At 59.7% G+C, this 14,942-nt stretch carries 10 protein-coding genes; all 10 read left to right on the top strand.

Annotated elements, in window-relative coordinates; all coding sequences use genetic code 11:
• Positions 1 to 11: 11 nt before the first annotated feature.
• Positions 12 to 1,442: a sigma-54-dependent transcriptional regulator gene (locus G9Q84_RS25870; protein WP_032884739.1), complete on the top strand. Its 1,431-nt coding sequence runs from the start codon at positions 12 to 14 to the stop codon at positions 1,440 to 1,442.
• A 697-nt stretch (positions 1,443 to 2,139) separates the two neighbouring features.
• Complete coding sequence (locus tag G9Q84_RS25865) at positions 2,140 to 3,540, top strand: polynucleotide adenylyltransferase PcnB (protein WP_032884738.1); 1,401 nt, start codon at positions 2,140 to 2,142, stop codon at positions 3,538 to 3,540.
• A gap of 4 nt (positions 3,541 to 3,544) precedes the next feature.
• Positions 3,545 to 4,024 (top strand): 2-amino-4-hydroxy-6-hydroxymethyldihydropteridine diphosphokinase, encoded by a 480-nt coding sequence (gene folK / locus G9Q84_RS25860; protein ID WP_122756025.1) that lies wholly within the window; start codon positions 3,545 to 3,547, stop codon positions 4,022 to 4,024.
• Positions 4,025 to 4,269: 245 nt separating this feature from the next.
• Positions 4,270 to 5,070 carry a 3-methyl-2-oxobutanoate hydroxymethyltransferase gene (panB, locus tag G9Q84_RS25855; RefSeq protein ID WP_122755953.1) on the top strand — a complete coding sequence of 267 codons (801 nt, stop codon included), beginning with the start codon at positions 4,270 to 4,272 and terminating at the stop codon, positions 5,068 to 5,070.
• Positions 5,067 to 5,918, top strand: a complete 852-nt coding sequence (panC, locus tag G9Q84_RS25850) for a pantoate--beta-alanine ligase (protein ID WP_122755954.1) — start codon at positions 5,067 to 5,069, stop codon at positions 5,916 to 5,918. Before panB ends, panC begins: the two co-directional genes overlap by 4 nt.
• 224 nt (positions 5,919 to 6,142) lie before the next feature.
• The gene (pgi, locus tag G9Q84_RS25845; RefSeq protein WP_095186254.1) at positions 6,143 to 7,807 is read left to right on the top strand and encodes a glucose-6-phosphate isomerase; all 1,665 of its coding nucleotides are present in this window, start codon (positions 6,143 to 6,145) and stop codon (positions 7,805 to 7,807) included.
• 105 nt (positions 7,808 to 7,912) lie between these two features.
• Positions 7,913 to 9,850, top strand: coding sequence for an acetate--CoA ligase (gene acs / locus G9Q84_RS25840; protein WP_122755955.1), 1,938 nt, complete (start codon positions 7,913 to 7,915; stop codon positions 9,848 to 9,850).
• 16 nt (positions 9,851 to 9,866) lie between these two features.
• A complete protein-coding gene (locus G9Q84_RS25835) occupies positions 9,867 to 10,736 on the top strand; it encodes an oxygenase MpaB family protein (protein WP_181644299.1) in 870 nt (289 codons plus the stop codon).
• Between the two features lie 55 nt (positions 10,737 to 10,791).
• Positions 10,792 to 11,808: a class I SAM-dependent rRNA methyltransferase gene (locus tag G9Q84_RS25830; RefSeq protein ID WP_181644298.1), complete on the top strand. Its 1,017-nt coding sequence runs from the start codon at positions 10,792 to 10,794 to the stop codon at positions 11,806 to 11,808.
• Between the two features lie 87 nt (positions 11,809 to 11,895).
• Complete coding sequence (locus G9Q84_RS25825; protein ID WP_181644297.1) at positions 11,896 to 14,829, top strand: DUF748 domain-containing protein; 2,934 nt, start codon at positions 11,896 to 11,898, stop codon at positions 14,827 to 14,829.
• The last annotated feature ends 113 nt before the right edge of the window (positions 14,830 to 14,942 follow it).

The following is a 14,942-nucleotide window of genomic DNA, read 5'->3' as shown; positions in this document are numbered from 1 at the left end:
GAATTGAATCAATGCCGCACATTTTGATCGTCGAAGACGAAACCATTATCCGCTCTGCCTTGCGTCGCCTGCTTGAACGTAACCAGTACCAAGTCAGCGAAGCCGGCTCGGTGCAGGAAGCACAAGAGCGTTTCAGCATTCCCACGTTCGACCTGATTGTCAGTGACCTGCGCCTGCCTGGCGCACCGGGCACCGAGCTGATCAAGCTTGGCCAGGGCACCCCAGTGCTGATCATGACCAGCTACGCGAGCCTGCGCTCTGCGGTGGACTCCATGAAGATGGGCGCGGTGGACTACATCGCCAAACCCTTCGACCACGATGAAATGCTCCAGGCCGTCGCGCGCATCCTGCGTGACCGTCAGTCGGCCAGCAGCGCGCCGGCCGAGCAGCGCCCCGCCAGCAAAGCCGCCGACAAACCGGGCGTCGACAACAGCAATGGGGAAATCGGCATCATCGGCTCCTGCCCACCGATGCAGGACCTGTACAGCAAGATTCGCAAAGTGGCACCTACGGACTCCAATGTATTGATCCAGGGCGAGTCAGGCACCGGTAAGGAGCTGGTGGCCCGCGCCCTGCACAACCTCTCCAAGCGCGCCAAAGCACCGATGATCTCGGTGAACTGTGCGGCGATCCCCGAATCCCTGATCGAATCCGAATTGTTCGGCCACGAAAAAGGCGCGTTCACTGGCGCCAGCGCCGGACGCGCGGGCCTGGTGGAAGCGGCGGACGGTGGCACGCTGTTCCTCGATGAGATCGGCGAACTGCCGCTGGAAGCACAAGCGCGATTACTGCGCGTGTTGCAGGAAGGCGAGATTCGCCGGGTAGGTTCGGTGCAATCGCAGAAGGTCGATGTGCGCCTGATCGCAGCCACGCACCGAGACCTGAAGAGCCTGGCCAAGATCGGTCAGTTTCGTGAAGACTTGTACTACCGCCTGCATGTGATCGCGCTCAAATTGCCGGCCCTGCGTGAGCGTGGCGCCGACGTCAACGAGATAGCCAGTGCGTTCCTGCTGCGCCAGAGTGCGCGCATCAACCGTACCGACCTCAAGTTCGCGCCGGACGCCGAGCAAGCGATTCGGCATTACTCGTGGCCGGGTAACGTGCGGGAGCTGGAGAATGCGGTGGAGCGCGCGGTGATCCTGTCGGAGAGCCCAGAAATTTCCGCCGAGCTGCTGGGTATCGATATTGAACTCAGTGACTTGGAGGATGACGACTTCATCGGCCTCGCCCCGACACCGGGCGGCGGTAGCAATACCAGCCATGAGCCGACGGAAGATTTGTCACTGGAAGACTACTTCCAGCATTTCGTCCTTGAGCATCAGGACCACATGACCGAGACCGAACTGGCACGCAAACTGGGCGTGAGCCGTAAATGCCTGTGGGAACGGCGCCAGCGCCTGGGTATTCCACGACGCAAGACCGGTGTGGCCAGCGAAAGCTGAGGGTGCGCCCCCTTAGGTAACACCCAATGATGTGAAAAAACTGTTACCGCTGATTTTTTGCGTAACAAAAGCCGGGGCTTACGGTAACGAAGCCCCGGCTTTTTTTGGTCCGTCAAAAACCCGAAAACCCCTCAACCCCCCGGTTTTACTAGGCACTGCAAAAGTTGGCACGCACCCTGCTATATGCTTAGTACAAAAACAATAACAAGCTTTGTACAAGACAATAAAAATAAGACGAATCGACTCACGCATAATAAAAACAACACGGCGGAGGCGCAGCTAACTGATTCTTTTGGAGAGGCGTTGCATTTGGGGCTTGCCCCGCAACCAGGCCGAGAACAATAAAAACTGCCCTAAGGCAGAGCCTGAACTGGTTGGATCATAGATCAGCAACACAGCGACCAAAGCAATCCGTTTGCTCTTGACTCCCGATTGGGAGTGTCATGAAGGTGAAGCTTCGTGGCGAGGGCGATCAACAAAAACAAGAAGCCCGCAACCAATAATAAAAATAGAGCACGCAACTACTTCTGGGGGAGCTTCGGCTCCCCTTGTAGTTTCTGGAATTTGGTGCTCAAAGGCTTGCGGCGCAATGCCTGTAGCTTGTTCCTACACCATCCCCTGACTAAATGCTAGAATCCCGACCCATCATGCGGTCATTCTTCGTTATGGCCGAACATTCCTTCAAACAGTGCATCCCATGCTGAAGAAGTTGTTCCAGTCATTCCGTTCTCCCTTGCGTCGTACGCAACACATTCGCAGCACGCCTGAAGTGCTTAACAGCAATCAGCATTCATTGCAGCGCGCTCAATTCAGCCGTTATGCGGTGAACATCGTCGAACGTTTGCAGAACGCCGGCTACCAGGCTTATCTGGTGGGTGGGTGCGTACGCGACATGCTGCTCAATATCACGCCCAAGGACTTCGACGTCGCCACCAGCGCCACGCCCGAGCAGGTCCGCGCCGAGTTTCGCAATGCGCGCATCATCGGTCGGCGTTTCAAGTTGGTGCACATCCACTTTGGTCGCGAAATCATTGAAGTCGCGACATTCCGCGCCGGTCATCCGCAAAACGATGAAGAGGAAGATACCAATCAGTCTTCCCGCAACGAGAGCGGGCGCATTCTGCGCGACAACGTCTATGGCACTCTTGAAGAAGACGCGCAACGCCGCGACTTCACCATCAATGCCCTCTATTACGACCCGGTCAGCGAGCGCATCCTCGATTACGCCAACGGCGTACACGACATCCGCAACAACCTGATTCGCCTCATCGGCGACCCAACACAGCGCTATCAGGAAGACCCGGTGCGCATGCTGCGGGCCGTGCGTTTTGCCGCCAAGCTCAACTTCGGCATCGAAAAACACACCGCCGCGCCGATTCGGGAACTGGCACCAATGCTGCGGGAAATCCCTTCGGCACGTCTGTTCGAAGAAGTGCTCAAGCTGTTCCTCTCGGGCTACGCCGCCGACACCTTCGAGATGCTCGTGGACTTGGAGTTGTTCGACCCACTGTTCCCGGCCAGCGCCGAAGCACTGGAGTACAACCCTACCTATACGCACACGCTGATCAGCGAAGCGTTGATCAACACCGACCTGCGCATCAAGCAGAACAAACCGGTCACCCCGGCGTTCCTGTTTGCCGCCCTGTTGTGGCCAGCCCTGCCAAAACGCGTACTGCGCCTGCAGGACCGTGGCATGCCGCCGATTCCGGCAATGCAGGAAGCCGCGCACGAACTGATCACCGAACAGTGCCAGCGCATCGCTATTCCGAAGCGCTTCACCATGCCGATCCGCGAAATCTGGGACATGCAGGAACGCCTGCCCCGCCGCAGCGGCAAACGCGCCGACCTGCTGCTGGACAACCCGCGTTTCCGTGCAGGCTATGACTTCCTGCTGCTGCGCGAGAGTGCCGGCGAGCAGACCGACGGCCTGGGCGAATGGTGGACCGACTACCAGGACGCCAACGACAGCCAGCGCCGCGACATGATCCGCGACCTCGGCAGCAAAGGTGATGGAGCCAGCGAAGGGCCCAAAAAGCGTCGTCGCAGCGGCAGCAAGCGCAAACGCAGCGCCGATGCCTCGGGCGCCGCTGGCGAATAAACACGTGGAACGTATCTACATAGGCATGGGCAGTAACCTCGCTGCCCCGGAGCAACAATTGCGCAGCGCTGTCGAAGCGCTCGCGCGTTTGCCAGACACCACCGTCTTCGGCGTCTCTGCCTTCTATCAAAGTGACTCCCTGCTCCCGGGCCAACCGCGCTACACCAATGCGGTCGCCGCCCTGGACAGCAGCCTGGCGCCCCTGGACCTGCTGGGTGCGCTGCAAGCCATCGAGAATGACCAGGGCCGCGAACGCCTTGAACGGTGGGGCCCGCGCACGCTTGACCTGGACATCTTGCTGTTTGGCGATCGCCTGATCGACGAGCCGCGTTTGAAGGTGCCGCACTACCAGATGCACCTGCGCGCATTTGTGCTCTACCCCTTGTCCGAATTGGCACCTGAGGCCCTGCAGCTACCCGATGGCAGGGCACTGCGCGATTTGCTCGAAGCCTGCCCATTCGTCGGCCTGGAACGCATTGTTTAAGCCAGCTCACACAGCTGAAACGCGTCAGTAACAGCGGTAACACCCCACGCGTAACAATGCGGTAACACATCCAATTGACTTCCCGTGTCCTCCTCACGACTATAGGCGTCCCGCTGCCGCCAACCCGGCGCTAAAGGGCGCAATCCAGGCCTTATAAGCACTGCTCTCAAGACAGTGCGCCTGTATAAACGAAGACTCACGCGCGTAACTCGCTGTTTCCAAGCGCCTGAACGAGGACCCTTTTCATGCCAGACATTACCCTGACCACCTTGCAGAGCCTCAAGCTCAAAGGTGAAAAAATCACCATGCTGACCTGCTATGACGCCACCTTCGCCCACGCCAGCTGCCAAGCCGGGGTTGAAGTGTTGCTGGTAGGCGACTCCCTGGGCATGGTTCTTCAAGGGAATGACAGCACCCTGCCCGTTACCACCGATGAACTGGCTTACCACACTGCCAGCGTCAAGCGCGGTAACGACGGCGCCTTCATCATCGCCGACCTGCCGTTCATGGATTACGCCACCACTGAGCAGACCTTCCTCAACGCAGGCAAACTGATGCGCGCCGGCGCACACATGGTCAAAGTGGAGGGCGCACTGTGGCTCGCCGAGTCGATTCGCTTGCTGGCTGAACGCGGCGTGCCGGTGTGCGCACATATGGGCCTGACGCCACAGTCGGTAAACCTTCTCGGCGGCTACAAGGTACAAGGTCGCAACGAAGCCCAGGCACGCCAGATGCGTGCCGATGCCATCGCCCTGGAACAGGCCGGCGTTGCAATGATCCTGCTTGAGTGCGTGCCCAGCGAACTCGCTGCAGAAATCACCCAAGCCGTAAAAGTGCCGGTGATTGGCATTGGCGCGGGCTCGGCCACTGATGGCCAGGTGCTGGTGCTGCACGACATGCTCGGCCTGTCGATCACGGGTCGCGTGCCGAAGTTCGTGAAGAACTTCATGACCGGCCAGGACAGCATCCACGCGGCATTGAGCGCGTACGTTACCGAAGTCAAAGGCGTGACCTTCCCAGGCGCCGAACACGGATTCTCTGCATGAACACCGTAAGAACCGTACGCGAACTACGCGCCGCCGTCGCCCACGCCCGCAAGGCGGGTAAACGCATTGGCTTCGTACCTACCATGGGCAACCTGCACAGCGGCCATGCAACCCTGGTGACGAAGGCTGTTCAGCAAGCGGACTTTGTCGTCGCGAGTATCTTCGTCAACCCGCTGCAATTTGGCGCGGGTGAAGACCTGGACAAGTATCCCCGCACCCTCGCCGCCGACCAGGAAAAGCTACTGCAAGCCGGCTGCAACCTGCTGTTCGCACCGACCGTCGAGGAAATGTACCCCGGCGGCATGACCGGCCAGACCCGCGTCAGCGTCCCGCAACTGTCCGAAGGCTTGTGCGGCGCCAGCCGTCCCGGGCATTTCGAAGGCGTGGCGACCGTGGTCAGCAAGCTGTTCAACATGGTCCAGCCGGACATGGCCGTGTTCGGTCAAAAGGATTACCAGCAACTGGCCGTGATTCGCGCCATGGTCCATGACCTGAACATGCCGATTCAGATCATCGGTGAGCCCACCGTACGCGCCGAAGATGGCCTGGCGCTGTCGTCGCGCAACGGTTTTCTCAGCGAAGAGGAACGCGGGATCGCGCCGGTGCTGTATCGCAGCCTCAGCCAGATTGCCGCAGCCATCAAGGACGGTGACCACAACTTCGCCACGCTGCGCGCCGAACAGGTCAAGCAGATCGAAGCTGCCGGGCTGCGCGTGGATTACCTCGAAGTGCGCCAGGGCGTGCATCTGCGCCCGGCAACCCCTGAGGACAAGGACATCGTGATCCTGGTGGCAGCCTTCCTGGGCACGACTCGGTTGATCGACAACCTGCATCTGAGCCTCAATTAAACCTCGCTGAACACCCCGCCTGTTGCCCTGCTCGCTGTGCCGGTATAAAAAAGTACCGGCCACAGCGCAGACAAAGCCAAGACATATCGACACGCTAGGTTTAATGTAATCGCCCGGCGCTATAGTTAGCGCTGTCTGGAACCCAATGCTTGAGATAAGACTGGATGTTCCGGGCTATGAAGTGTCCTAAAGGCAGTCCCCGTAATAAAAGGAAACCCGCAGCGATGGCGTACTACCGCACCCCTCATGACGTTACCGCTCTGCCCGCCTGGCAAGCGCTCAATCAACATCGCCAAGCCATGCAGGATTTCAGCATGCGTGAAGCGTTCAATGCCGATCCTCAGCGTTTTTCCCAATTCACCTTGAGCAGCTGCGGACTTTTCCTCGATTACTCGAAAAACCTGATCACCAGCGAAACCCGCGACCTGCTGGTAGGGCTGGCGGAGGAAGTCGGCCTCAAGGACGCGATCAACTCGCTCTACGCTGGCGAACCGGTCAACTCGTCAGAAGGCCGCCCGGCCCTGCACACCGCCTTGCGCCGCCCAGTGGGTGACAAGCTGTCGGTCAATGGCGTGAACATCATGCCGGACGTGCACAAGGTGCTGAACCAGATCACCGACCTGGTCGGCCGCATCCACGACGGCCTGTGGCGCGGCTACACCGAAAAGCCGATCACCGACGTGGTGAACATCGGCATCGGTGGCTCGTTCCTCGGCCCGGAGCTGGTCTCCGAAGCGCTGTTGTCCTACGCCCACAAAGGCGTGCGCTGCCATTACCTGGCGAACATCGATGGCAGCGAGTTCCACGAGCTGACCATGAAGCTGCGCGCCGAAACCACGCTATTCATCGTTTCGTCGAAGTCCTTCAACACCCTAGAAACCCTGAAAAACGCCCAGGCCGCTCGTGCCTGGTACTTGGCCCAAGGTGGCTCGGAAGCTGAGCTGTATCGCCACTTCATCGCCGTGTCGAGCAACAACGCGGCAGCCGTGGCCTTCGGTATTCGCGAAGAAAACATCTTCCCGATGTGGGACTGGGTCGGCGGCCGTTACTCGTTGTGGTCTGCCATCGGCTTGCCAATCGCACTGGCCATCGGCATGTCCAACTTCAAGGAACTGCTGTCCGGTGCCTATACCATGGACCAGCATTTCCAGAACGCGCCATTCGAACAAAACATGCCAGTGCTGCTTGGCCTGCTGGGCGTGTGGTACGGCAACTTCTGGGGTGCGCAGAGCCATGCGATCCTGCCGTACGACCACTATCTGCGTAACATCACCAAGCACTTGCAACAGCTGGACATGGAATCCAACGGCAAGAGCGTGCGCCAAGACGGCAAACCGGTGTCCACCGACACCGGCCCAGTGATCTGGGGTGGCGTCGGTTGCAACGGTCAGCATGCTTACCACCAGTTGCTGCACCAAGGCACCCAACTGATCCCGGCCGACTTCATCGTGCCGATCGTCAGCTTCAACCCGGTGTCCGACCACCATCAGTGGCTGTACGCCAACTGCCTGTCCCAAAGCCAGGCACTGATGCTCGGCAAGACCCGCAGCGAAGCTGAATCCGAGCTGCGCGACAAGGGCATCCCGGAAGACGAAGTGCAGAAGCTGGCCCCGCACAAGGTGATCCCGGGCAACCGTCCGAGCAACACCCTGGTGGTGGAGCGCATCAGCCCGCGTCGCCTCGGCGCGCTGGTTGCCATGTATGAGCACAAAGTGTTCGTACAAAGCGTGATCTGGGGCATCAACGCGTTCGACCAATGGGGCGTTGAACTGGGTAAAGAGCTCGGCAAAGGCGTCTACAACCGTCTGACCGGCGCCGAAGAAACCTTGGCTGAGGACGCTTCGACCCAGGGTCTGATCAACTACTTCCGCGGCCGTCACCGCGGCTGATGCAGGTATAGCAAGGCCAACGTCCTTTTGGACGTTGGCCTTGAACCCTCTCCACACAGGGTGCATCTTTATGACTTGTCGCAAAAACAAGAATAAGGATCGCTCATGTTCGATATCAGCACGTTTCCCATCGCCGATGCCGTCCGCCGGGCTGCGCAACTCAGTCAAGAGGACTATCACCGCCTCTATCGCCAATCCATCGAACAACCGGACACCTTCTGGGCTGAACAGGCCAAGAGCTTTCTCGACTGGATGACCCCATGGCACACCGTTCAACACTCGGACATCAACACTGGCGCCGCCCAATGGTTTGCCGGTGGCCAACTGAACGTCAGCTACAACTGCATTGATCGTCACCTGGTGCAACGCGCCGATCAGCCGGCCTTCATCTGGGAGGGCGATGATCCGACAAAGTCTTCCAACATCACCTACCGTCAACTGCATCAAAACGTCTGCCGCCTGGCCAACGTGCTGAAAAGCCGTGGCGTGAAGAAAGGTGACCGGGTGTGCATCTACATGCCGATGATCCCGGAAGCGGCCTACGCCATGCTGGCCTGCACGCGGATTGGCGCGGTGCACTCGGTCGTGTTTGGTGGTTTTTCGCCGGACGCCCTGCGCGACCGCATTCTCGACGCCGACTGCCGTACCGTGATAACCGCCGATGAGGGCGTGCGCGGCGGCAAGCCCGTGGCTTTGAAACAGAATGTCGACAAGGCCCTGGCCAGTTGCCCGAATGTCAGCACCGTCTTGGTGGTGCAACGCACCGGTGCCGACGTGAACTGGAGCGAAGGCCGCGACCTCAAATACCAGCAGGCCGTTGACGCTGCGAGCGACGATTGCCCGCCAGAGCCGATGGACGCCGAAGACCCGCTGTTCATCCTCTACACCTCCGGTAGCACCGGTAAACCCAAGGGCGTGTTGCACACCACCGGCGGTTATCTGCTGCAGGCAGCGATGACCTTCAAGTACGTACTCGACTACCGTGACGGCGAGGTGTTCTGGTGCACCGCCGATGTGGGCTGGGTCACCGGCCATAGTTATATCGTGTATGGCCCGCTGGCCAATGGCGCGACCTCACTGATGTTCGAGGGCGTGCCGAGCTACCCGGACAGCTCGCGGTTCTGGCAGGTGATCGATAAACACCAGGTGAATATTTTCTACACCGCGCCGACAGCCCTGCGCGCGTTGATGCGTGAGGGCCACGGACCACTGGAAAGCACCTCCCGCGCCAGCCTGCGTTTATTGGGCAGCGTGGGCGAGCCGATCAACCCGGAAGCCTGGGACTGGTACTTCAACGCTGTGGGCGAACAACGCTGCCCGATTGTGGATACCTGGTGGCAGACCGAGACCGGCGGCATCATGCTCAGCCCGTTAGTCAGCGCCCAGCGGATCAAGCCGGGCTGCGCGACTCAACCGATGTTTGGTGTGCAACCGGTGTTGCTGGATGAGCAAGGCAAGGTCATCACCGGTGCCGGCAGCGGCGTACTCGCCATTAAATCAAGCTGGCCGGGACAGATCCGCAGCGTGTACGGCGACCCGCAGCGCATGATTGACACCTATTTCAAACCCTACCCCGGTTACTACTTCACCGGAGATGGCGCGCGCCGCGATGAAGACGGCGACTACTGGATCACCGGGCGTATCGACGATGTGATCAACGTGTCCGGCCACCGTATCGGTACCGCCGAGGTGGAAAGTGCGCTGGTGTTGCATGACCAAGTGGCCGAGGCCGCTGTGGTGGGCTACCCCCACGACGTCAAGGGCCAGGGCATCTACGCCTTCGTCACGCCCATGAACGGTGTGGAACCCAGCGATGCGCTGAAAAAACACCTGCTTGAGCTGGTCAGCAAGGAAATCGGCAGCTTTGCCAAGCCGGAACTGATCCAATGGGCACCGGCCCTGCCGAAAACCCGCTCAGGCAAGATCATGCGCCGGATCTTGCGCAAGATCGCCTGCAACGAACTCGACAGTCTTGGTGATACCTCGACCCTGGCCGACCCCAGCGTCGTGGACGGCCTGATCGACAAACGCCTGAACCGCTAGGAAAACCTGAGCCGCCATGGAATTTATCCGCAGCCGTATCGAAACCCAGCTGATGAGCCTCACCGGCTTGTCACTGGGGCAACTGGACCTGGAAAACCCCAAGGGCGATCCCGGCCTGTTCGGGCCAGACTCGGTCAGTTGGCAAGTCCATGGTGACTTCAGCAGCATGCTGATCGGCGGCATCAGCGCATTGATGCTGCAAGCCTTGCACCCACTGGCCCTGGCCGGCGTTTGGGACCATTCGAACTTTCGCCAGGACATGCTCGGGCGCCTGCGGCGTACCTCGCAGTTCATTTCAGGTACTACCTTTGGTTCGCGCAAAGACGCCGACTGGCTGATCGAAAAAGTGCGCACCATCCACCTGCAGGTGGTCGGGCATGCGCCGGATGGACGGCCTTATTCGGCGAGCGATCCCGAGCTACTGACTTGGGTTCATGTAGCCGAGGTGAGCAACTTTATGGCCGCTCACTTGCGCTATCGCAACCCGACTCTGTCTAGCCGCGATCAAGATCGTTACTACAGCGAAATCGCCCTGGTGGCGGAGCGCTTGGGGGCGCGGCATGTACCGCGCTCGCGGCAGGAAATTTCCGATTATCTGGAGCGTATCCGTCCGCAATTGCTGTGTGACGAACGCAGCCGCGAAGTACTGCGCCTGCTGCTGAACGCCCCCTCGCCCAGTACTTTAGCCAAGCCGTTTGGCTTCTTGATGATGCAGGCCGGGATCGATCTGCTGCCAGACTGGGCCAGCACCATGCTCGATCAGCATCAGAACCCGCTGCAACGTCAGATGATCCGTGCAGGGGTCAAGCGTAGCGCGCCGTTATTGCGCTGGGCGATGCGCAATGGCTCGGTGCAACGGGCACACAGGCGGATGGGGTTGGTGTAGGCAAGGCACCATAGCTGTTAAACTTCGCGCCCTCATTTACAGCCAGGCGCGCTCCATGTCTCCCTTGAATCAGGCGCTGCGCGCCGCCCTCGATCATCGCCAAGACCTGATCAACGAGCTGCATGCCCAGGGCACCGATTGCTATCGCCTGTTCCACGGCAGCCAGGAGGGCGCCGGCGGCCTGACCATTGACCGTTATGGCCCGCAGTTGCTGGTGCAAAGCTTCCACCAGTCGCTGGAAACCACAGACCTACTGGACCTGCATCAACTGATTAACCAGTACCTGGGCCTGGAGTTGCTGCTCGTGTACAACGACCGCTCCCGCGGCAATTCGCGGATCGACCGCGAAGACACGGTATACCGAGCCGAACCCGCAGCACTGGAAGACATGGTCGGGCACGAATGGGGCCTCAATTACCGTGTTCGCGGGCGCCATGCCGGGCAGGATCCGTTGCTGTTCCTCGATCTGCGCAATACCCGCGGCTGGGTCAAAGATCACAGCGCCGGTAAAAGCGTACTGAACCTGTTTGCCTACACCTGCGGCGTGGGCCTGAGCGCCGCCGCTGGCGGCGCGCGTGAGGTGTGCAATTTGGACTTCGCGGAAGGCAACCTGGCGGTCGGGCGTGAAAACGGCCAGCTCAACCCGCAGCTGCCGAGTATGGAGTTCGTGCAGTCGGACTTCTTTCCGGCGATTCGCCAACTGGCCGGGCTGCCGATCACCCAGCGGCGCGGGCAGAAACTGCCGAGCTACCCGCGTCTTGAACAGCGTCAATATGACTTGGTGCTGCTCGATCCTCCGGCCTGGGCCAAGAGCGCGTTCGGCACCGTCGACCTGTTGCGCGACTACCAGAGCCTGCTCAAGCCCGCACTTCTCGCGACTGCTGACAACGGTGTGCTGATCTGCTGCAACAACCTGGCAAAGGTCAGCATGGAGGATTGGCGCGAGCAGGTCCTGCGATGCGCGGAGAAAGCCGGTCGCCCAGTGCGCGACTGGCAAATCATGACGCCGGGTGCGGATTTTCCCTCACAGGATCAGCAGCCCCCCTTGAAAACGCTGATACTCCAGCTGTAGGAAGCGTCCCAACGCCCCGGCTCTTCGGAACCGAAAACCCGTGCCATACTCCAAGGCACTCCTGTTCGATATAGATGGCGCCGCCCCATGCCCAAAGGATTGATTCGCGCCACTGGCGCCTTGTTGACCGCCCTTGCCCTGTACAGTTTGCTGGGCTTTTTGATTCTGCCGGGCATCGCCCTTCGCGTTGCCAACCAACAATTGGCCCATTACGCCACGGTGCCGGCGCGGCTTGAGCGCATTGAACTCAATCCCTTCAGCCTGGAAGTCACCGCATGGGGCTTGAAGATTGGCGAACCCGGCAAGGAACAGGTGGGCTTCGAGCGCCTTTACGCCAATCTGCAGATTGACAGCCTGTGGACCCGGGCACTGCATTTGGCCGATGTGCAAATGGATCAGCCCAAGACGGAGCTGCTGTTCGACAAGTCTGGCCAATTGAACCTGGCGCAGTTGTTCAAGCTCCCTGCAAGCGAACCCTCCCCTGCCGACCCCAATGCCAAGCCGTTCCCACTGCGTATCGACAGCATCAAGCTGGCAGGCGGCTATGTGCACTTTCAAGATCTGCGCCCCAGCGAACCTATCGAATTTCTCTACAACAAACTCGACTTCGAGCTGAAAAACCTCAGCACCTTGCCTGAAGACAACGCCGATATGACTCTGGTCGCGGCAGGCCCTGAAGGTGGTCAAATTGATTGGAAAGGCAACTTCAGCCTGGTGCCGATCACGTCCGAAGGTACGCTAAAGGTCACTGACGGCAAGATGAAAGCCTGGTGGCCATATGTGCGTGACGCGCTCCCCCTGGTACTCGAAGACGGTGTGCTCAATTTCAGCACCGACTACAAATTCAGCCTGGCCAAAGAAACCGAACTGAACTTGACCAACACCGCCGCCAGCATCGCGCCGTTCGCTCTAAAGGCACCGGATGGCCGCCCGCTGGTGCGCCTGGAACGCCTGGACGTCAGCGAGACCACGGTGGACCTCGCCAAGCAGCAAGTGGTGGTCGGCAAGATCCGCAGTAATAAGCTGGAGACCTGGGCTGCTCGTGAGGCCGATGGGCAATTGGACTGGCAGAAACTGTTCGCCAGCCAACCGAGCAAACCAGCCAAGGCGCCGGAGCCTGCCACTGCGCCAGCTACAGCCGACTCTCCAAAGCCTGCCCCGACTGCGCCAAGCAAGCCTTGGCAAGTGCTGCTCAAAGACGTGCAACTGCGCAACTATCAAGTACATCTGGCCGACCGTCAGGCCAAACCTGCGGTAGCGCTGGAGCTGGGCCCGTTGAATGTGGATGTACAGAATTTCGACAGCCTCAACCAGAGCCCCTTTAACCTCAAGGTCGACAGCGGCCTGGGCAAGCAAGGCAAGATTCAGGCAACGGGCGTGGTCAACCTCAACCCAGTCAGCGCCAAGCTGAAGGTCACCACCAAAGATATTGACCTACGGGTTGCCCAGTCCTATATCAGCCCATTTATCCGTTTGGAGCTGCGTAGCGGCATGCTCGGCAGTGACCTCGACGTGAACCTGAAGAGCACCGAGCCCCTGGCGCTGCAGATTACCGGCCGAGCGCAGGTCGACCAGTTGCATACCCTGGACACCCTCAAGACACGTGACTTCCTGAAATGGCAGCGTCTGGTCGTCGAGGGCCTGAACTACCAGCACGGCGACAGCCTGTCGATCGACAAGGTCAACCTGCTGCAACCATATGCGCGGTTCATGATCAACGATGACCGCACCACCAACGTCGATGACCTGCTGATCCCGCAGCCGGCCGACAGTGGCGCCAAGTCGGCCCCCAAGCCTGCGGCAAGCAAAGATAAACCCCCGGGCATTCGTATCGGGCAGATTGCGATCAACGATGGCTCGGCCAACTTTGCCGACTTCAGCCTGACACCCAACTTCGCCACTGCCATCCAACAGCTCAACGGGCAGATCGGCACGATTGACAGCCGTCAGGCCAAACCAGCCAGCGTCGACATCAAGGGCAAGGTGGACCGTTACGCGCCAGTGACGATCAAAGGCAGCGTGAACCCGTTCGATCCGATGGCGGCGCTGGATATCGCCACCAGCTTCAAGCGTGTCGAGCTGACGACCCTGACGCCCTACTCAGGTAAGTTCGCGGGTTTCCGTATCCGCAAGGGACGCCTCAACCTGGACCTGCACTATGTGATCACCAAGGGCCAGCTGAAGGCCGAGAACAAAGTGGTGGTCGAGCAACTGCAACTGGGTGAGAAAGTCGACAGCGCCGATGCCGTGGACTTGCCGATTCGCTTGGCAATCGCCCTGCTTAAAGACACTGACGGCAAGATCTCCATCGAACTGCCGGTGACCGGTGACCTGAATAACCCGCAATTCAGCGTGATGCCGATTGTGTGGCAGACCCTGCGTAACCTGGTGGTGCGTGCAGCGACCGCACCGTTCAAGTTCATCGGCGGGCTGGTCACCGGCGGCGGAGCGGAAGATCTGAGCAACGTGTCCTTCGCTGCCGGCTCAAGTGAGTTGAACAAAGACGCCGAAAGCGCGCTAAACACCCTGGCTAAAGCGCTGAAGGAACGCCCTGCCCTACGCCTGGAAATTGAAGGCACGGCCGCTGCCAACAGCGATGGCCCCTTCCTCGCAGCGCAACGTCTGGAACGTGAATACCAGTACAACTATTACAAAATCCTGCAGCGCCGTGGCGACAAGGTTCCGGCCCAGGCGTCCTTGCTGGAAGTCCCGGAAAGCGAAAAAGCGCCATTGCTCGAAGGCATCTACCGCATCCGCGTGAAACAACAGCCACCGGCGGAGTGGAAAGACCTGAGCCGCGATGACCGCACGGCCAAGCTGCGTGACGGCGTGATCAAGTTCTGGAGCAACAGCGACGTGCTACTGCGCCAACTCGGTCAGGACCGCGCGAGCACTATCAAAGACTACTTGGTGGATAAGGGCCAGTTGGAAGACGACCGCGTGTACTTCATTGATGCCCACCTGGGACAGGCGGAGAAAGATGGTCGCGTTGTAACGCCTATGCATCTGGATGCTGAATAACCACCGGCACCAGAAATAGAACAGGCCCCGACACAAGTGCCGGGGCCTGTAATGACCACATCCATATGGTCAGTCGCATGAACCTTAGAGGTGCATTTGAGTGGATATCTAAC

Origin of the sequence: Pseudomonas sivasensis (genome assembly GCF_013778505.1) — a bacterium.
In the GTDB taxonomy this organism is placed as follows: Bacteria; Pseudomonadota; Gammaproteobacteria; order Pseudomonadales; family Pseudomonadaceae; genus Aquipseudomonas; species Aquipseudomonas sivasensis.
This window is presented reverse-complemented; position numbering and strand designations above follow the sequence as displayed.

Coding starts and splice junctions, on each gene's coding strand:
- G9Q84_RS25870 (WP_032884739.1), top strand. CDS start 12: ATGCCGCACATTTTGATCGTCGAAGACGAAACCATTATCCGCTCTGCC.
- G9Q84_RS25865 (WP_032884738.1), top strand. CDS start 2,140: ATGCTGAAGAAGTTGTTCCAGTCATTCCGTTCTCCCTTGCGTCGTACG.
- panB (WP_122755953.1), top strand. CDS start 4,270: ATGCCAGACATTACCCTGACCACCTTGCAGAGCCTCAAGCTCAAAGGT.
- panC (WP_122755954.1), top strand. CDS start 5,067: ATGAACACCGTAAGAACCGTACGCGAACTACGCGCCGCCGTCGCCCAC.
- pgi (WP_095186254.1), top strand. CDS start 6,143: ATGGCGTACTACCGCACCCCTCATGACGTTACCGCTCTGCCCGCCTGG.
- acs (WP_122755955.1), top strand. CDS start 7,913: ATGTTCGATATCAGCACGTTTCCCATCGCCGATGCCGTCCGCCGGGCT.
- G9Q84_RS25835 (WP_181644299.1), top strand. CDS start 9,867: ATGGAATTTATCCGCAGCCGTATCGAAACCCAGCTGATGAGCCTCACC.
- G9Q84_RS25830 (WP_181644298.1), top strand. CDS start 10,792: ATGTCTCCCTTGAATCAGGCGCTGCGCGCCGCCCTCGATCATCGCCAA.
- G9Q84_RS25825 (WP_181644297.1), top strand. CDS start 11,896: ATGCCCAAAGGATTGATTCGCGCCACTGGCGCCTTGTTGACCGCCCTT.